Source organism: Pseudoalteromonas sp. RWi3 (assembly GCF_054960735.1).
This window is the reverse complement of sequence record NZ_JBHNYL010000003.1, coordinates 76,284-94,956: the sequence shown is the minus strand read 5'-3', so window position 1 is coordinate 94,956 and position 18,673 is coordinate 76,284. Positions and strand designations below refer to the sequence as shown.

Sequence of the window (18,673 nt, the reverse complement as noted above, 5' to 3'; positions counted from 1 at the left end):
CACATACATATTAATTATTAAATTTTTACAACTCAGCTATATGATTCAATGTCTCAGGGTGCCGCTGCACAAGCTTTAACAATGTTATCGCTTGGCCATTAGGAGCGCTGCGTCCTTGTTCCCAGTTTTCAAGCGTTCTTGCTGAAGTATGTAAAATGTTAGCAAAGACACCACGCGACATATTAAATGTTTCTCGAATATTCACTATTTCATCGGGTGAGATAGCAAGATCGTTGATATCATTTACCGCATGAGTACGTAACGTAAGCTTTCCTTGTGAATGCGCTTTAGCATCATCAAGTGCTGTAGTTAATTCTGAAAATAAATCACGTTTGCTCATTATGCCATACCTCTAAGAACTCTTTTAGTTGCTTTTTCTGATCTGCTGTTAGATCGGTTACTTCGTTTTTACTGTAAATAGTGAGTAGATAAAAACGTCTTTTGTCGTCCAAGTAATAATATATAACTCTTGAACCGCCACGCTTACCTTTTCCTTTGCTCGCAACTCGTACTTTACGTAAGCCGCCTGTTCCTTGAATCACATCGCCCTGTTTTGGGTTAACCATGAGATCTGCTTGAAATAAACGATACTCGTCATCACTCAAGTACTGCTCTCGGTACTTTTCGAATATGCTTGATTCAACAAATAGGCTTTTCATACACCAAAGTATACGCAGATAGCGTATAAATTCAATTAAATATTTTAAACAAGTGGCGGCAGGTATCTCTTACTCTAGCTAAAGCCCTTTACTCATAAACAAGCTGTACGGATCTACCTCATAATCACCAAACGGCTCGCACTCTTTAAAACCAAATTCGCCATAGATCTTTTGTGCAGGTAAAAATGCCTCAGCAGTGCCAGTTTCTAAGCTTAGCTTTTTGTAACCACGCAGTGTTGCTTGCTCAATAATATGCGTGAGTAATTTAGCGCCTATGCCTTGGCGTAAATAGTTACTTGATGTGCGCATTGATTTAATTTCGCCTTCGGTCGCATTTAGCGCTTTTAATGCACCAACTCCCATTAAATTGTTATTTTTCCATGAACTATAAAACTTATATTCGACGCTGCGAGCTTGCTCACATCAAGGGCGTGTACGCTTTCTACTGGTGAATGCTGTAGCGTATCATTATGGTGGCTTTGCAATAATGTAATAACATCTGGATGTGCTAGTTCGCCAGTTTTAATGTCCATGAATTTCTCTTTACTCGTTGTATTACGGTTTTATTTATTACTTTTTAAGCGGCTAATTTCCAAATTATAAACACCAATGCAAAACCAACCAAATAAGCCAAACCAACCCAACTTAAAGTACGTACTCGTTTAGAATGTTGAATACAGGGCTCTGAGCGCACTAAACTAAAATTAAGCCATGCAAAAATGGGAGTCGTTACAAACGCAAGTGTCATGGCAAAGGTGAGCATGGGGCCGAGGGCTGATTTAAAAAACAAGATCACAGCCATACCGGCGAGTGATTGCAATATTAGCCAGATATTTAAGCTGTGTTTACTTTGATTAAAACCTAATAATTTATGTGATTCGTTTAGTGTGCGAGCGTAGCCATCAAGCACGGTTAATGTAGTACCAAACATACATAAAAACGCGATAACCGATACCAAAGGCCTTGCCCACTCGCCGATTGTGAAGGCGTACATATCAATAAGCTGCTTTGCAAATGCCACGCCGCCTAATGCAATTTCATTGTTTTGGCCGTATTGCACTAGCACACCCAGCGAGAAAAACACCAGCGCTAATGCGGCGGTTAGCCAATAGCCAACATTAAAGTCAAACAAGCCTTGCGCACGTGTTACCGTTTGCTGGTTTTGTTTTTCTTTAAGCCATAATGAGCTGAGCGCTGAAATTTCAATAGGTGCGGGCATCCACCCCATTAACGCCACCATAAACCCCAGCATAGCAAGCTCATATGGCGAAGGGCCAATATAATCAACAGATGCTAGTGCTCCATCGTTCATAGCGCCATTACTAACTGCAATAACAAGCGCTATCACTGTAGCTAAAGTGAGTAAGCCCATAATCGCTTTAGCCACGTTATCAAGTGCTTTAAAGTGACCAAGCAACAAAATAATCAAACATACTGCGAGTATCAACCAGCACAATAAGGTTACTGAAATACTCATTGGCAGCGCATAATGCAGCAGGCTTGCGGTGAGTAATAACACGCCAGCCGTATTCACTATGGCAGCTATAATATTTAAACCGATAAAGCTGTAAAAAAACCACGGACCTTTACTTTGGTAGCCTTCAACTAGGCTTTTTTTAGTGGCTAGTGTGTATTCAATACCAAAACGAAAAAACGGATATTTAAGTACGTTAACCACCACTATGAGCCAAAAAAGCTGCCAGCCAAAAATAGCGCCTGCTTGGGTTGATGCAACAAGATGTGAGCCACCAATTGCCGCCGTTGCCATTAATATACCGGGGCCTAATGCGTTTAAACGAGTGTGCCAAGTTGATGTTGTTGAATGCATGTTCATGCTTACATTTTATTTTTATTAATAAGCAAGTTACAGCGTTTTACAGAGGATTGAAAGTGAGAAAGTAAGTAGAAGATTAAACGGTTCGCTAGATCCTAGTTACCTAGAACCTAGCGTCTTTAATTATTAACGTAAGTCCATTTCTTGAACTTTTTCGTGAGCAATTTCAGGTGTGGTGCTCACTGGTTTTTCGTGTAGGTTCGCTTTGATTTGTCCTTTACGATGCTTTAGTGCCGCATCGAGTTTTTTAGCCGCGCTTGCAATAGCTGGATATAGAACTTCGTTCTCACCTTTAACTGATAAACGCGCGCCTTCGTATATGGTGCTAATTTCTGCTTGGAGCTTATGATGCTCTTTTGAAAGAATGATATCTAGTGCGATCAGAGATGGAAAATGGCTCGCAATTTTTGAAAACTTTTCGTTGATGTGTTCTCTAATAGAGTCAGTAACGTCAACATGGTGACCAGAAAGATTAATTTTCATAGGGTATCCTTTTTTTTGTTACCTCAACTCTAGTATTGGGGGCTATTTGAATTAACACAAGGAGAAATAGTAGAAATATGACAATTAATTGTTGCTCTCCATAACTTAGATCAATTGGCGAGCATTATATATGCAAAACCCCGCATAGTTCGGGGCTTTTAGCTGGATACTTAATTTTGTATATTAAGTATACGAACAGCAATAATCTGCAAAATCAGCCACTTTTACTTGGAAAGTAACGTTAGCATCAACATTAAATGATTCACCCGCTGACATGGTTTTCCATTCGCTCTCACCCGGGAGCAAAACTTCCCACTGGCCACCATTAAGTTCCATTAGCTCTTTTTTGCTGGTCGCAAATTCAAACTCACCCGCTTGCATAAAGCCTAATGTTTTGGTGCTGCCATCTGCAAAAGTCACTGTACGGCTTGAAACTTTACCATCAAAGTACACGTTCGCTGTTTTAACAACACTTACATTATCAAACTGAGACATCCTCACTCCTGTTTATTGTTTTATAATTTATTAACGACCACAGTGCCTGATACTCATAAACCTTGCAAGGGACAAGGTGTGAAAAATTCTCACGAGCTTCGGGCTTCGGGCTTCGGGCTTCGGGCTAACAGTGTAAGTCGTGCTTTAGCGCGTCAAGTGATTAAGGGTTGAACAGGTAGAAGAAAAAGCCTAGACGTGATCCTAAAGCTCTTTTCAATAATGGTAACAATAGATTGCGAAAACGAAATTGATCTATTAAGTTAAATTAATATTTAAAAATAAAAAGTGGGGTATTGAAAAGTGACAGATATTTACAAAAATAAGAAGGTTTACCTTTTTCTATTTATCATTTTCATTTTAGCGTTACCTATCATACTCTTCACATCAAATTTTGGAATTGGTTTTTATTCTAATATTTCGCAGTGGTCTGAATTAGGGTCATTTTTTGGAGGAGTCTACACCCCTATTTTAAGTATATTAACGCTCAGTGTAATTTTTATGCAGACTATTCTTATGTCAAAGCAGACAAAAATACAAAACAAACAGTTAAACCTCCAAAACCATCAAAATGAGATTCAATTAGATTTAATTGAGAGAGCGGAAATAGCAAAACTATCCAAAAATATTGACTACTATACCGAATTAGTTACTCAGTCTTTGAATTTTACTATTCAAACAGATAAACCTGGCCAATCAATAACTTTAAAAAATGCGTTTGAAGATGCAATAAATATTTACAAAACAGATAAAGCTAAATTTAATAGAAACCAAACAATGTACAAACAATGTTTATCTAAACTCTGGCTCAACTGGGCATTAGTAGTAGGCAACATAAGATATATTGAAACAGAAACTCGTTTCGAGAATTATGCAGAAAAATGCATGCAAATTGAATGCTTAAAAGTAATGTCAAAGTTGGGACTACAACTCTGTAAAGATTTAGACTTATTATTAATCGCTACCGATCACTCTTTGTCAAATTGTCCTCCACTGTTTCTTGATTATGACAAACCATAATTTAACATATACCTTAAAATAACTTTACGCTTGCAACTCACCGCTACCTAACATGCACCTTTAAGCCTTATATCTAACGGCTTAAAACTCAAATTCACTTTTCTCGAGAAACAAGTTTCACGCCAACAAGGTATTACAGAGAATCTAGAACACAACATCAAAAAAATCGGGGCTAAAGCACCCTCCTACGATTTTTCCTTGGCACTGTCCTCAAATTAAAAACTGACGGCTTACAGCTCTGTATAAAAAAAGCCCGCGCTGCGTTTAGCACAGTGCGGGCTTTTAAATTTTAATCGTTAAATATTAAAACAATGCGTTAGCTTTGTTTACGATGTTTTCTACCGTGAAACCAAAGTGTTCAAACAGCTCGTTAGCTGGCGCTGACTCACCAAAGGTCGTCATACCTACGACTGCGCCATTTAGGCCTACATATTTGTACCAGTAGTCTGCGATACCAGCTTCTACTGCTACGCGGCGTGAAACCGCAGCGGGTAATACACTTTCTTTGTAGGCTGCGTCTTGTGCATCAAAAACATCTGTTGAAGGCATTGATACAACGCGTACCTTTTTGCCTTGCTTACGTAATTCAGCCGCTGAGTCTTGTGCTAATTGCACCTCAGAGCCGGTTGCGATTAAGATAAGCTCAGGCTCACCATCACAGCTAAGTACGTAACCGCCTTTTTTCACATCGCTTAATTGCTGTGCTGAACGAGTTTGTTGAGCAAGCCCTTGGCGAGTAAAGATCAATGACGTTGGACCGTCTTTACGCTCAATGGCTTGTTGCCATGCAATTGCAGACTCAACTTGGTCACACGGACGCCAGTTAACTAGGTTAGGCGTTAAACGCATGCTCGCAATTTGCTCTACTGGTTGGTGAGTTGGGCCATCTTCACCTAATCCAATTGAATCATGGGTATAAACAAAAATGCTTGGCACTTTCATTAATGCAGCCATACGAACAGCGTTACGTGCGTATTCCATAAACATTAAGAAAGTCGCACCGTAAGGGATAAAACCTTTATGCAGCGCAATACCATTCATAATTGCTGACATACCAAACTCACGCACACCGTAGTAGATGTAGTTACCGCTTGCGTCATTGGCTTCAAGGCCTTTAGAACCTTTCCAAATTGTTAGGTTTGAACCTGCTAAATCAGCAGAGCCGCCCATAAATTCTGGCAATAAAGGACCAAATGCATTCAGTGCATCTTGTGATGCTTTACGTGATGCAGGATTTGCTGGATTTGCATCAAGTTGCTCAATGTACGCTTGTGATTTCTCGCTCCAATCAGCTGGCAACTCGCCGCTTGTACGACGTTTAAACTCTGCTGCTAGCTCAGGATGTGCCGCTGCATAGGCTGCAAACTTTTCATCCCAGCTTGCTTCAAGTTGCTTACCTTTTTCTTTGCCATCCCACTGAGCGTAAATGTCAGCTGGAATGTCAAATGCGTCGCCAGTCCAACCAAGGAACTCGCGTGCTGCTTTAATTTCGTCCTCACCTAATGGTGCACCGTGACAATCGTGGCTACCTGATTTATTGGGTGAACCGTAACCAATCACCGTTTTACAACAAATTAGTGTTGGCTTGTCTGTGATGCTGCGTGCTTCTTCGATTGCTGTGCGAATAGCGTCTGAATCATGGCCATCAACACCGCTGATTACATGCCAGCCGTACGCTTTAAAGCGCGCTGGGGTATCATCGCTGAACCAGCCTTCGACTTCACCATCGATTGAAATACCGTTGTCATCCCAAAATGCCACTAACTTGCCAAGGCCTAAAGTACCAGCAAGCGAACATGCTTCGTGAGAAATACCTTCCATAAGGCAGCCATCGCCCAAGAACGTATACGTGAAGTGATCAACAATGTCGTGGCCTTCACGGTTAAACTGAGCCGCTAATGCTTTTTCAGCAATCGCCATACCGACTGCATTTGTGATCCCTTGACCAAGTGGGCCCGTAGTGGTTTCGATACCTGGTGCATAACCATATTCTGGATGACCCGGTGTTTTTGAATGCATTTGACGGAAGTTTTTAATTTCCTCAATTGGTAAGTCATAACCACTTAAATGCAGTAGAGAATAAATAAGCATTGAACCGTGGCCGTTTGAGAGTATAAATCGATCTCTGTCTACCCACTCTGGATTAGTTGGATTATGATTTAGATAATCGCGCCATAGTACTTCTGCGATATCTGCCATGCCCATAGGGGCTCCAGGGTGGCCTGATTTGGCCTGTTGTACTGCGTCCATTGATAAGACGCGAATAGCATTTGCAAGTTCTTTGCGAGACGGCATGAATTCTCCTACCTTTACTGTATTTGCGCTGGTTGATTGTGTGTTTTACTAGAAACACCCATTCTTACTTATTCTAGGGGCAGTGTGCAATTAAAACCCCTAATAAATTAGACTAAAATGGAGGTTTATTAAGAACTAAAAGTTATTAGTAATTTTATTTAGACGTCTAGGCGTAAAATTACTATGAAAATATATTTGTTTTAGATAAAATACGTCCCTTAATTTTTTAGCGCTCTTACCGACGTTTGTGAAGCGCAATATTTGTGAGCAGAAATACAATGGCAAAACATTTATTTACTTCTGAATCAGTTTCTGAAGGTCATCCGGATAAAATCGCGGATCAAATCTCTGACGCGGTACTAGATGCCATCTTAGAGCAAGATTCTCATGCCCGTGTTGCGTGTGAAACTTATGTAAAAACAGGTATGGTCATGGTCGGTGGTGAAATCACCACTAGCGCATGGGTTGATATCGAAGAAATCACACGTAAAACAGTGCGTGAAATTGGCTATACTCATTCAGATATGGGTTTTGATGCCGATTCGTGTGCTATTTTAAATACAATCGGTAAGCAGTCACCTGATATCAACCAAGGTGTTGACCGTACAAGCCCTGAAGAACAAGGCGCTGGCGACCAAGGTTTAATGTTTGGTTACGCATGTAACGAAACTGAAGTGCTAATGCCTGCACCAATCACGTATTCTCACCGTTTAGTTCAACGCCAAGCGCAAGTACGTAAAAGTGGCGAGCTTAACTGGTTACGTCCTGATGCAAAATCACAAGTAACGTTTGCATACGAAAATGGTAAGCCTGTTGGCATCGATGCGGTTGTTCTTTCTACTCAGCACAGTGAAGAAATTTCACAAAATGACTTAGTAGAAGCGGTGATGGAAACTATTATCAAGCCAGTACTTCCTGCTGAGCTAATTACTAGCGCAACGAAGTTCTTTATCAACCCAACTGGCCGTTTTGTTATCGGTGGCCCAATGGGTGACTGTGGTTTAACAGGTCGTAAAATTATTGTTGATACCTACGGTGGTATGGCACGTCACGGTGGTGGTGCTTTCTCTGGTAAAGATCCATCAAAAGTTGACCGTTCAGCTGCGTACGCTGCACGTTATGTTGCTAAAAACGTGGTTGCCGCTGGTCTTGCTGACAAGTGTGAGCTACAGGTTTCTTACGCTATCGGTGTTGCAGAGCCTACGTCAATCAGTGTTGAAACGTTTGGCACTAGCAAATTAGAAGAAAGTCGTTTAATCGAACTTATTCGTGAACACTTTGACTTACGCCCTTACGGCTTAATTCAAATGCTAGATCTTGAGCGCCCAATTTATCTACCAACAGCGGCTTACGGCCACTTTGGTCGTGATGAATTCCCATGGGAACGCACAGATAAAGCAGACGCACTTCGCGCAGCAGCTGGTCTTTAATTCCAGCCTTTGTGTGAATGTAGAAAAAGCGCCAATTGGCGCTTTTTTTATGCCTAGAAATTATGTTCTACGTTTTTGTCGCGAGGTAAACTCGCTGCTATCAGGCATGCGCTACTCCACGCAATTAAATTTAAAAGTAATTTATTCACAAAGAGATTAAGAGACGCTGCGCTGAAGAGAAGTAATTATAAAATAATAGCTAAAAGTGACTAGGTACTAAGATCTATTCGAAGCCCGCCTTACGAAGCCCGTGACGTTTGACCTAACTTTCTAACCTATAATGTAAGTATTTTTTCATATCCAGCAACACCCCACACTATAAACAAGACTATTAAAGCTAAGGTTACTGCTGCTGATGCTATGTCCTTAGCGCGCCCTGATAGCACATGATATTCAACCCCCACTCTGTCCGTTAATGCTTCAATAGCCGAGTTAAGCAATTCAACAATCAATAAAAATAAAAAGCTAACAATGAGTATCACCCAATGTTGTAAAGACTGCGCTAACCAGAACGATAAAGGCAACAAAATTACACCTAATGCCAACTCTGCTCTGAAGGCCGACTCTTCTTTAAAAGCCGCTTTAAACCCTTTTATAGAGCACTGAGTGGCTTTTATAATACGGCCTATACCAATGCCGTTAGGTTTATTAACTAAATTTATTTCAGGTTTATTCATTTTATTATCTTTTAAAAGCGGCTTTAACTTTGTGGTGTATTACTAGCAAGGTTTCAATCCATACCACGAATAAGCAAGTGCCATGCAGTGGCCATATAACGATTATAAGCTTGTTCTGTATCAGCATCAATATATTCAAACCCTGATGGACTGAATGACATTAACTGAGTTTTATCGTGTTCATTAACCTTATAATACTCGTAAATCGCCTTTAAATCTCCCTTCCAGAGTTTTTCATTGCGACGAATAGTTTGAAAACCAAAAACGGTGCGCTGTTCCTGAGCACTTAACAATGATTGGCCCATACTATAAAACGCTGTATTTTTTGGCGCGATTAAATTAAGTAAGGTCGGCGCAATATCCATATGACTTGCAACGTGTTGCGATGACAATAAATCAGGTGTAATTCCTTGCCCATAAATCACCATTGGCACGTGTGTTAGTTCAAACAAATTAGGCCGGCTATGTAGGTAACGACGACTAAAATGATCCCCCGTGATCACAAAAAGTGCATCAGGGTAACGCTGTTCCATTTTACGCACAAACTCGCCCAGCATTTTATCTGCATACCATAAATGCCCTAACACATAAGGGTCTAATAATTCCCCTTCTAACGATTGTATTGTTGCGGGGTAATCATCATAAGATGCGTATGGGTAGTCAAGTTGCGCTAAATCTAAGTTGAACGGGCCATGATAACTGCCGCTTAAAATTACATTAAAACTTTTCTGCTCGGTTTTAGCCGCGGCTAGTTCGAATAGTTGACCGTCATCAATTCCCCATACACCCGCACTGCCTTTACCACCAGCATCTGTTGCGGAATAAATATTATCGACACCTTGCGATCCTACATATTCACCTACATTTTGCCATGAGAGTAATCCCCCATAAAAAAATTGACTGGTATAACCAAGCCGCTCCATTTGATTAATAAAAGAAAGCTTACTAGCAGGTTGTTGCGGGCCTATGCGGCTCATGTTCACACCTGAAAATGGAATACCAGACAAAATACTCGAAAGTGAATTCATCGTACTGCTGGCAGCAGGTAGCATATTATCTAAATAGATCCCCTTGCTAGCTAAGTTTTTTAATTCATTAGTCACATTAAGTGATGCATACTTTTGCTGCAGAGGCCACGAGTCATAACTTTCCATGATTATAAAAAACACCTGTGATGGAGGGTCAATAAGCGCTCCTTTTGTGTGTTGCTGATAATCAAGTAATGGATTAGTGAGTGGTGCAGCATTTGAGCTCAAATAGGGGTTTTTACCATCTATTCCATGATTTTGTAATTCGTTATAGTCTTTTATTGCATACACAAAGCTACGAAAAGGGTTAATCACAAGGTTATTTACAAACGCATCAGAAGTCACCGCTGACCACTTGCGCGAAGCCGGGCGGGATTCGAATGAGCCGCGAATAGCGCAGATAAAAAGCACAGTAATCAGAATAACAAGTATTGAGCGTTTCCATTTACAAGCAGTATAAATGCGCGATAAAAAACCAAGGCTAGTTTGTTCAACATGTTTGCAATATCTAAACGCAATAAACAGCAGAAGCACTAAACTTATAAGGCTTCCCCAAGGTTTGTATTGCTTTATTGCAGTTAATGCGATGGCCTGCTGATCATCATGTAGCCCTTCAAACATAAAGTAGTTAAATTGTGTACCATACTCAGAAATATAGGTGACGCTGGTAATGCATAATAAGAGCATTACACTAAAAAATACTCTCGCAGTATAAATACGAATTTTTGAAACCCAGTGCCCCAGCCGCATTGGCTGAAAGATGCAGTTGAGTAAAAAAGGAATACTAAAACACACCCCACTCGCAGCTGAGTCAAAAGCAAAACCAGTCTTTAAGGTATTGTATAGAGCTGTTGCATCTAAAGGTGCTGCAATATGATCATAAAAATATACTAAGAAGAAAATACGAAAGCTCATGAAGAGCAATACACCTGCAAACCAAAGTGCTGCTAAACGCCAACACTCTGTCACAAATGAAAACCAACGACTAGAAGCCGTTGAAATAACATTAAACACAACCTATGTCCTTATAGTGCAAATTCCTAAAAAAGGAACTTTACCAATAAAAGACATAAATTCAATTTAGATCATGTATTAATATGTAAGAAAGTGTAATAAATACAAGCAATTAACTTACAAGTAACAAAAAAACAACACTATATAGAGCAATTACCCTCTTTGATAACAGTAGGCGCAGCACGATATAGCTCTTGAGCGAGCTCACTGCGTAAAGTTTGTAGTGTTTTGAGTGTACTTTTTAAGCTTACCTTATTGCTTAACCAATGAGGTATTGCACCATCAGGGTCAGCATAAACTGTGTGGGTGAGCGTCAAACTGACCTTTCCTTGGCTAGTATTTTCTTCGAGTAACCAAGTCGCTTTTAAATCCCTGATGCGTACAACAGAGTCGACTTCATCTTTAAAACCTGGGTAAGCACTAATCGTTAATAACGTTTGCGTGGGACTTAGCCGTTTATAACAGGAATAACTCACCATATCCCTATCTCTGATAGGCCACGGCGAGTTAATTTGCGTATATACGATGGTTTCTGCTTCGCTTGGGCGCGCTAACACCTCAACGTGGCTAACGTTTTCGACCCACTTTGGCGCTCGCTCAGTATCACTTAAAAGGGCTATGAAGTCGCTTGCAGTGCTGTTTTCTATAAGCAACGAGCCTTTGACTTCAACAATACCATTTTGATGTTTCTTGAAGGAAACATCGATCGCTTCTTGAGACTTCCATAATTGCCATGATGTTTGCTGTGCAGAATAAACTGTAAAGCAACATAGTATGATTAATAACCCGGCTATTTTGCACATTGGCATTCCATTTTGTTGCAGCCAGTACCGGGCTATTCCCAGTAGGGTGAAATCTTAAATGATGCTAGGCGACTTTGCTCCATCGCACTGACCAAAAACTCAGATTTCATTTCAAGCCAATGCTGAATTTTGGCAAGCTCTTCATCTTCTTGTCCTGCACATAACTGCTTTAGATAATCGAGCGTACACAGCTCATATATCCCGTGAGAAATATCAAGCCAAGGAATACGGAACTCACTGCGATCCTCTTTATCATACAATGCACCTAAACAGTTACCACTGAGTAAGCTATTTTCAAGGCGGGCACGCAGGTTTAAATAGTCTTTACAAGTGAGAGTTTGTTGCTCTGGTAACAACTGGTGTAGATCCTGCCAATCTTTTTGAAATAAGCGATTCGCTATTTCATCAACAGAGCGTTCTGCAGCTTGAAACTGGGTTTGCCCCCAGCTTTTACGCCACTGTTTATCTACAAGCCAGGTAGTTAAACTCAGAAGTAAGCGATTATAGCGGGCGCTATGAAAGAGTTTGTTAATGTCATCAATGCTCGGCTGTAACTCTTTAAGGTCATTAATGACTTGAGTAAGCTCTGGCGCACTATTAATTTTTTTGTAGTAAGCATGACGTTTAGATGTATATGTTTTAAGCTGAATAGCGTTTTCAACCCACGCTAGTTCGCTTAACAACCATTTAAGCTCTACTCTTAATGACTCTGTGGTACTTTTATCTACAATGTCATCAAATAGCCAAAACGTGTGACGAATCAGACTGATGCCATCAGTAACTCGTTTAAGCGTTTTTAAGCTGGGCTTGTCAAAATAACACTGCTCATGCTTTTGTACAAAGCGAATACCAAAGCCTATTGCGGCAATGAGCGCTTGCTCTTGCGTTGCCTTTTTAGGCAGTGAAACAAAACCGATTGATTTGCTAGGTTTAAGTGGTTTTTCATCCGCTAAACGATAACCTCTGGCCGCTTTTGAATACAAACCAAGACGAATATTACCCTGTGCGACTAGTTTATCGGCTAACGCAAACAACTCATCACGACTGCCTTCCATCAGTTCAATTTCAAGCTCACAAATAATTTCAACCCGACCGGAAGCTGAAACTTCACCTTTATCTAAAACGACCTCAATTTTTGCTCCACTTTCGGTTTCAATTAACCAAGTACGGCGGATAAAGTTAGTACTGAATATTGGGTATAAATTAGTGGCTATTGCGTTAACTTGCATACCGTGAGGCCAAATCCCGCTGTCAAATTCAGTGATATCTGGGCGGTTACTTTCAATCGGCAAATTATATTCAGGGCGTTGATGTAAACCTCCAACAACTTCTCCTGCCAGTTTGATTGTTTGCTCACATTGATTATCTGCACAACGTGTTCTAAAACCAATATCAAGTGCTCTTAACTCACGACTAGGAGTGTCATAGTAAGCATTTTGCAAACTACGGGAAGGCTTGTTTGTAACGGTTTTTGCAAATTGAGTAATTAACGCGGGGATCAGTGGAACAACGGCATCTGACACCAAAAACTTAAGTTCTATCTCAGTATCCATTAGGCTTGAGGATTACCTTTAAAATAAATAAGAGCTCAAAATAAACAAAGCAAAGCGGTAATGCAAATTTTTTAGCGAGATTTCATTTATTCACTGTTATGTGATTACAATATCAGCCTTGCTATTAGCGTGTTAAATCCATACTATCTCTATACTTAGAACGAAAAAAATTGCCGTAACGATCACGGTTACATTAACAGGGTAGATTAATGTTTAAACATTCTTTATTAGCTTTACTTCTTAGTGCTGTTGCATTTGTTAGTCACGCCGAAGAAGCAAATTCAACAAACAATACAAATACGGCTTATATTGTTGATAATCTTTATACGTTTATGCATTCTGGTGCGAGTAAAAACTACCGTATTATCGGCTCAGTAGATGCTGGAACTAAGCTTACGCAACTTTCACCTGAAGAAAACGGCTTCGTCAAAGTCATTGATGATAAAGAACGCGAAGGCTGGGTAGAGGCTAAGTTTGTTTCTAAATCAGCCGGTATTCACCAGCAGTATCGTACTTTGAGTGAAGAAATGACGTCGATGCAAGAGCAACTTCGTCAAACGCAGATTGAACTGCCACAACTACAAGAACAAAACCAGTCGCTAACTGATCAAAATTTAATGCTGTCAGAACAAATCACCAAGCTACAAACAACTCTAAATGCAGAACGCACTCAAAAGCAACAAGCCGGTGCTAAAGAGAAACGTCAGCTACTTACCTACGGAGGAGCTATCGCATTTATAGGATTGTTTTTAGGGATTATTTTAACGATAGTACTGTCGCGTCGTAAACGTTACGACGGTTGGGCATAAGCAATACAATCAAAAAAGCACCGATAGGTGCTTTTTTATTTAATCGAGCTTTAGACCATTGTCTTGCTTTATTTTCTCAATAACCATGTAGGTATGATGTGTACCTACACCTGGTATATCAACTAAATCGCCTAACACTTGACGGTATTCGTCCATATCAGACACCCGTATTTTTAAAAGATAATCATAGCCACCAGCGACCATGTCGCACTCAACAACCTGATTTATTTTTAAGATATGTTCACGGAACACTTTAAATACAGCCGTATTCGATGTTACTAATGACACTTGTACATGCGCTAATAAACTCTGGTTTAGTTTTGCTTCGTTTAGCTTTGCAAAGTAGCCCTCAATATAACCTTCTTGCTCGAGTCGTTTTACTCGGTCAAGACAAGGGCTCGGGCTTAAGTTAACCTGCTTTGCAAGGTTCACATTAGATATTCTGCCATTTTTTTGCAGAACGTCTAAAATTGCTAAATCGATACGATCAAGCAGGCGTAATCTATTGGGACTTGTCATAACAGAATTTTATGCGGATAAGTTTAACGTATGCCCTGTAAATTATCGTAAATCGGCAAATTTAACCAGCATATTCTGCTGGAATTTAATTAGAATGCACGCATTAAACAACATGATAATCGAGCAGCACTCTTTTTTTGCTGCAAGACTCCACACTTTTGAGGTTACTTATGTTATTCAACGGCGATTTGACTACAACGTGTCCAATTCGACAAAAAATCCGTGACTTTTACCGCATTGATGAAAATGCAGTGATTGATCATATTTTACCCCTTGCCGAAGTAGGCGTTAAAGCCCGTAGTCGTGCATGGGAGCGTGCACGTCAAATAGTTCACAATATTCGTAGAGACCAAGATGGTCAAAGCGGTGTTGATGCACTTTTAAATGAATTCTCACTTTCGAGTGAAGAAGGTGTGGTATTAATGTGTTTGGCTGAAGCCCTACTTCGTGTGCCAGATAAAGCGACTCAAGAAACTCTAATCCGTGACAAATTAGCAAAAGGCGATTGGAGCTCACACTTAGGTAGCAGTGACTCTTTGTTTGTTAACGCATCATCTTGGGGTCTTCTGGTTACCGGTAAAATGGTTAACTACACAGACAAAACCAAAGAACAGCAATTTGGCGTGTTGAAAAAAACCATTGGCCGTTTAGGTGAGCCAGTAATTCGTAAGTCTGTGAACTTTGCGATGAAGATCATGGGTAAGCAATTCGTTATGGGCCGTACCATTGACGAAGCGATTGAACGTGCAGCAGAAACCGAGCGTAAAGGCTATGTGTATTCATACGATATGCTAGGTGAAGGCGCACGCACTATGAAAGATGCTGAGCGTTATTATCAAAGTTATTTAAATGCGATTCACTCGATTGGTAAAGCAGCAAATGGCCGTGGCCCAATTAAGAGCCCGGGTATTTCTGTTAAACTCTCTGCAATTCACCCTCGCTATGAGTTCACTCATAAAGAACGTGTAATGGAAGAGATTGTGCCTAAGCTTAAAGAGCTGGCGCTTGTTGCTAAAAGTTATGATATCGGCTTTACCGTAGATGCTGAAGAAGCTGATCGTTTAGATATTTCACTCGATGTTATTGAAGCTGTATTTAGCGATGAAGACCTAGCAGGTTGGAATGGCTTTGGCTTAGCAGTACAGGCTTATCAAAAGCGTGCGATTTTTGTTATTGAATGGCTAACTGATCTTGCTACCCGTGTTGGGCGTAAACTCATGGTACGCTTAGTGAAAGGTGCTTACTGGGATACAGAAATCAAAACCACTCAACAAGATGGTTTAGACCACTACCCAGTATTTACCCGTAAAGCAACGACTGATGTTTCCTATAAAGCATGTGCAATTAAAATGCTTGAAGCCCGTGACGTGCTTTACCCACAATTTGCCACTCATAACGCGTACACTGCGGCGACTATTTTAGAAGTTGCTAAAGGCGATCATGATGGATTTGAATTCCAACGTTTACACGGTATGGGTGAATCTTTATTTGACCAAATCGTAACGCAAGAAAAAATTCAATGCCGTGTTTATGCACCTGTTGGTCAACACGAAGACTTACTTGCCTACTTAGTACGTCGTTTACTTGAAAATGGCGCTAACTCGTCATTCGTAAACGCCATTGTTGATACAACTCAGCCAGTAGAAGCATTACTGCCAGATCCCGTTGAAACACTGCAAGGCTTACGTAATAAGTACAATACTCAAATCAAAATGCCAATTGATCTATATGGCGCAGAACGTGCTAATTCAAAAGGCATGGATTTAACAGACATTAACGTTATTACGCCATTTAAAGAAAACCTAGATTCGTGGTTTGAAGAACACCGTATTGATGAAAGTGATGTGCCTGAGGGCTCATTAGCCGTTAAAAATCCAGCCAATCACAAAGAAGTCATTGGTCATGTAAAACTGCAAAACAGCGATGAAATGCTCACTTTACTTGAAAACGCCGAAACTGCGTTTGAGTCTTGGTCACAAACACCAGTTAAAGAGCGTGCTAATTTATTACGTCGTATTGCGGATATTTTAGAACGCCATCACGATGAGCTAGTGGCTATTTGTATTAAAGAAGCTGGTAAAATTGCTCAAGACGGAATTGACGAAGTACGTGAAGCCGTTGATTTTTGTCGTTACTACGCAGCCCGTGCAGAAGAGCTTAGCGAAGATGAGCGCTTTGAAGCCCGTGGTGTGATCTTATGTATCAGCCCGTGGAACTTCCCGCTTGCGATTTTCTTAGGACAAGTCGCGGCTGCCATCGTAACCGGTAACACAGTAATCGCAAAACCTGCTGAGCAAACAAGCTATATTGCGCTTCGCACCATTGAACTAATGCTCTCTGTTGGTCTTCCTGAATATGTTGTGCAACCAGTTATTGCCCGCGGTAGTGAAGTCGGTAAAACAATCGTACCAGATGAGCGTATTCAAGCTGTTATGTTCACCGGCTCGACAGAAACAGGCACTATCATTTCACAAACATTAGCTGCACGTAACGATATTCAAGTGCCGCTAATTGCAGAAACTGGTGGTCAAAACTGTATGATCGTTGATTCAACTGCACTACCAGAACAAGTGGTTGATGATGTAATTAGTTCAGGCTTCCAAAGTGCCGGTCAACGTTGTTCAGCCCTTCGTGTATTATTTTTACAAGAAGACATTGCTGATGGCGTAATTGAGATGATCAAAGGTGCACTTAAAGAGTTGCACGTTGGCGACCCATCTTTGCTTTCGACTGATATTGGTCCTGTAATCGACGAAAAAGCACTGAAAAGCTTAAATGACCATGTTGAATACTTAAAAGGTAACGCGACACTGCATTATCAATGTGACATTCCAGATAACAGTGAAAATGGCGCATACTTCTTTGCACCTCGCTTATATGAAATCAAAGATTTGTCAGTACTGAAACGTGAAGTATTTGGCCCATGTGTGCATATTATTCGCTTTAAAGGGACTGAGCTTGATAGTGTAATTGATCAAATCAATGGCACTGGCTTTGGCTTAACAATGGGCATTCACTCACGTATTGAAGAGCGTTGTGAGTACCTAGCTAAAATGTCACGTGCGGGTAATGTTTACGTTAACCGTAATATGATTGGTGCAATCGTTGGTGTGCAACCGTTCGGTGGTCGTGGCTTATCAGGTACTGGACCAAAAGCCGGTGGCCCTAACTACTTACAACGTTTAGTGAAAGAAAAGGCATCTCCAGATAATGTGCAAATGACAAACCTAACTCCAGACGAGCTTGATTTACACCACTACTCGGGTGCAAACGAACAAGTTGATAAGTTAATGGCAAACTCACTACGCGATGAAAAAATCTGGCGAGCAACACCATTAAACGACCGTGTTTCGGCTGTACGTCAGTTACTCGCAAAAGTTGCTACCGTTGATATTATCGACGAGCTTGCAGACGATTTGGCACTAACACTTGCCGATGCACGTGCTCAGCTAAACCGCCTTGAAAAACACATGCGTAAATATACTACGTTACCAGGGCCAACAGGCGAATCAAATACACTGCACCTTGAAGCGCGTGGTTGTGTAGTGTGTTACGCAGATAAAAGTACATCATTTAACTTTTGGGCTATCTCAATTATCACTGCACTTGCGGCGGGTAATACTGTAATTACGGTAGCATCAGAATTATTCTATGATGAAGCTGTTGCGTTTAAAGACAAATTTATCTCAACAGGTGTGGCTGAAGGTGTGTTCCAAGTTGCGAAGCCAAATCAGCTACAAGCAATCTTGGCGCATCCACATTTAGCGGGCGCAGTGGTTGCAGCACGTTCATCACGCCTGGGCTACTTTAGCCAGCAGCTTGCACAACGCAAAGGCGCAATCTTGCCTGTGATAAGCTCAGAGTATTACGATACGCTGATCAAACGTCTGATCACAGAAAAGACAATTAGTATTGATACTACCGCCTCAGGTGGTAACACATCGCTAATGACTTTGGTTGAAGATGACGAGTAAAATCAACAACTAAGTATTAAAGGGCGCTTTTTAGCGCCCTTTTTGCTACTTATACAATGAAAAGTTTGCTAACTTTAATATAT

At 40.7% G+C, this 18,673-nt stretch carries 15 protein-coding genes and 1 pseudogene; 4 read left to right on the top strand and 12 right to left on the bottom strand.

What is annotated here, in order from left to right; translation table 11 throughout:
- Window positions 1–25: 25 nt before the first annotated feature.
- The 6 genes and pseudogenes from ACFI4Z_RS06235 to ppnP form a co-directional block, all read right to left on the bottom strand.
- Window positions 26–340 (bottom strand): helix-turn-helix domain-containing protein, encoded by a 315-nt coding sequence (locus tag ACFI4Z_RS06235; protein WP_004586175.1) that lies wholly within the window; start codon window positions 338–340, stop codon window positions 26–28.
- The gene (locus ACFI4Z_RS06230; protein WP_462669825.1) at window positions 327–659 is read right to left on the bottom strand and encodes a type II toxin-antitoxin system RelE/ParE family toxin; all 333 of its coding nucleotides are present in this window, start codon (window positions 657–659) and stop codon (window positions 327–329) included. The genes ACFI4Z_RS06235 and ACFI4Z_RS06230 overlap by 14 nt, the downstream gene beginning before the upstream one ends.
- 78 nt (window positions 660–737) lie before the next feature.
- Window positions 738–1,192 (bottom strand): annotated as a pseudogene (locus tag ACFI4Z_RS06225) (GNAT family N-acetyltransferase).
- 44 nt (window positions 1,193–1,236) lie between these two features.
- A complete protein-coding gene (locus ACFI4Z_RS06220; protein ID WP_462669824.1) occupies window positions 1,237–2,487 on the bottom strand; it encodes an NRAMP family divalent metal transporter in 1,251 nt (416 codons plus the stop codon).
- 132 nt (window positions 2,488–2,619) lie between these two features.
- A complete protein-coding gene (hpf, locus tag ACFI4Z_RS06215) occupies window positions 2,620–2,976 on the bottom strand; it encodes a ribosome hibernation-promoting factor, HPF/YfiA family (protein WP_394192441.1) in 357 nt (118 codons plus the stop codon).
- Between the two features lie 183 nt (window positions 2,977–3,159).
- Window positions 3,160–3,471 carry a pyrimidine/purine nucleoside phosphorylase gene (gene ppnP / locus ACFI4Z_RS06210; RefSeq protein ID WP_462669823.1) on the bottom strand — a complete coding sequence of 104 codons (312 nt, stop codon included), beginning with the start codon at window positions 3,469–3,471 and terminating at the stop codon, window positions 3,160–3,162.
- Between the two features lie 300 nt (window positions 3,472–3,771).
- Here ppnP and ACFI4Z_RS06205 point away from each other — a divergent pair, with 300 nt between their 5' ends.
- Window positions 3,772–4,488, top strand: coding sequence for a hypothetical protein (locus tag ACFI4Z_RS06205; RefSeq protein ID WP_462669822.1), 717 nt, complete (start codon window positions 3,772–3,774; stop codon window positions 4,486–4,488).
- A gap of 303 nt (window positions 4,489–4,791) precedes the next feature.
- Here the strand turns inward: ACFI4Z_RS06205 and tkt are convergent, their stop codons facing one another.
- Complete coding sequence (gene tkt / locus ACFI4Z_RS06200; RefSeq protein WP_462669821.1) at window positions 4,792–6,783, bottom strand: transketolase; 1,992 nt, start codon at window positions 6,781–6,783, stop codon at window positions 4,792–4,794.
- Between the two features lie 278 nt (window positions 6,784–7,061).
- Here tkt and metK point away from each other — a divergent pair, with 278 nt between their 5' ends.
- Window positions 7,062–8,213, top strand: coding sequence for a methionine adenosyltransferase (gene metK, locus ACFI4Z_RS06195; protein WP_099295010.1), 1,152 nt, complete (start codon window positions 7,062–7,064; stop codon window positions 8,211–8,213).
- A gap of 275 nt (window positions 8,214–8,488) precedes the next feature.
- Here the strand turns inward: metK and ACFI4Z_RS06190 are convergent, their stop codons facing one another.
- From ACFI4Z_RS06190 to ACFI4Z_RS06175, 4 genes are all read right to left on the bottom strand, one after another.
- Complete coding sequence (locus ACFI4Z_RS06190) at window positions 8,489–8,890, bottom strand: diacylglycerol kinase (protein WP_462669820.1); 402 nt, start codon at window positions 8,888–8,890, stop codon at window positions 8,489–8,491.
- A gap of 53 nt (window positions 8,891–8,943) precedes the next feature.
- On the bottom strand, window positions 8,944–10,932 hold the full coding sequence (locus ACFI4Z_RS06185) for an LTA synthase family protein (RefSeq protein WP_462669819.1): 1,989 nt from the start codon (window positions 10,930–10,932) through the stop codon (window positions 8,944–8,946).
- Window positions 10,933–11,072: 140 nt separating this feature from the next.
- Window positions 11,073–11,735 carry an START domain-containing protein gene (locus tag ACFI4Z_RS06180; protein ID WP_462669818.1) on the bottom strand — a complete coding sequence of 221 codons (663 nt, stop codon included), beginning with the start codon at window positions 11,733–11,735 and terminating at the stop codon, window positions 11,073–11,075.
- Between the two features lie 32 nt (window positions 11,736–11,767).
- Window positions 11,768–13,288: a CYTH and CHAD domain-containing protein gene (locus ACFI4Z_RS06175; protein WP_462669817.1), complete on the bottom strand. Its 1,521-nt coding sequence runs from the start codon at window positions 13,286–13,288 to the stop codon at window positions 11,768–11,770.
- A gap of 209 nt (window positions 13,289–13,497) precedes the next feature.
- Here ACFI4Z_RS06175 and ACFI4Z_RS06170 point away from each other — a divergent pair, with 209 nt between their 5' ends.
- Window positions 13,498–14,097: a TIGR04211 family SH3 domain-containing protein gene (locus ACFI4Z_RS06170; RefSeq protein WP_462669816.1), complete on the top strand. Its 600-nt coding sequence runs from the start codon at window positions 13,498–13,500 to the stop codon at window positions 14,095–14,097.
- 39 nt (window positions 14,098–14,136) lie between these two features.
- Here ACFI4Z_RS06170 and ACFI4Z_RS06165 read toward each other — a convergent pair whose 3' ends face one another.
- Window positions 14,137–14,616, bottom strand: a complete 480-nt coding sequence (locus tag ACFI4Z_RS06165) for a winged helix-turn-helix transcriptional regulator (protein ID WP_462669815.1) — start codon at window positions 14,614–14,616, stop codon at window positions 14,137–14,139.
- 170 nt (window positions 14,617–14,786) lie between these two features.
- On the opposite strand from ACFI4Z_RS06165, the gene putA reads away from it, so the two are divergent.
- A complete protein-coding gene (gene putA, locus ACFI4Z_RS06160; RefSeq protein WP_462669814.1) occupies window positions 14,787–18,590 on the top strand; it encodes a bifunctional proline dehydrogenase/L-glutamate gamma-semialdehyde dehydrogenase PutA in 3,804 nt (1,267 codons plus the stop codon).
- Window positions 18,591–18,673 lie beyond the last annotated feature (83 nt).

Coding starts and splice junctions, on each gene's coding strand:
- ACFI4Z_RS06235 (WP_004586175.1), bottom strand. CDS start 340: ATGAGCAAACGTGATTTATTTTCAGAATTAACTACAGCACTTGATGAT.
- ACFI4Z_RS06230 (WP_462669825.1), bottom strand. CDS start 659: ATGAAAAGCCTATTTGTTGAATCAAGCATATTCGAAAAGTACCGAGAG.
- ACFI4Z_RS06220 (WP_462669824.1), bottom strand. CDS start 2,487: ATGCATTCAACAACATCAACTTGGCACACTCGTTTAAACGCATTAGGC.
- hpf (WP_394192441.1), bottom strand. CDS start 2,976: ATGAAAATTAATCTTTCTGGTCACCATGTTGACGTTACTGACTCTATT.
- ppnP (WP_462669823.1), bottom strand. CDS start 3,471: ATGTCTCAGTTTGATAATGTAAGTGTTGTTAAAACAGCGAACGTGTAC.
- tkt (WP_462669821.1), bottom strand. CDS start 6,783: ATGCCGTCTCGCAAAGAACTTGCAAATGCTATTCGCGTCTTATCAATG.
- metK (WP_099295010.1), top strand. CDS start 7,062: ATGGCAAAACATTTATTTACTTCTGAATCAGTTTCTGAAGGTCATCCG.
- ACFI4Z_RS06190 (WP_462669820.1), bottom strand. CDS start 8,890: ATGAATAAACCTGAAATAAATTTAGTTAATAAACCTAACGGCATTGGT.
- ACFI4Z_RS06180 (WP_462669818.1), bottom strand. CDS start 11,735: ATGTGCAAAATAGCCGGGTTATTAATCATACTATGTTGCTTTACAGTT.
- ACFI4Z_RS06175 (WP_462669817.1), bottom strand. CDS start 13,288: ATGGATACTGAGATAGAACTTAAGTTTTTGGTGTCAGATGCCGTTGTT.
- ACFI4Z_RS06170 (WP_462669816.1), top strand. CDS start 13,498: ATGTTTAAACATTCTTTATTAGCTTTACTTCTTAGTGCTGTTGCATTT.
- ACFI4Z_RS06165 (WP_462669815.1), bottom strand. CDS start 14,616: ATGACAAGTCCCAATAGATTACGCCTGCTTGATCGTATCGATTTAGCA.
- putA (WP_462669814.1), top strand. CDS start 14,787: ATGTTATTCAACGGCGATTTGACTACAACGTGTCCAATTCGACAAAAA.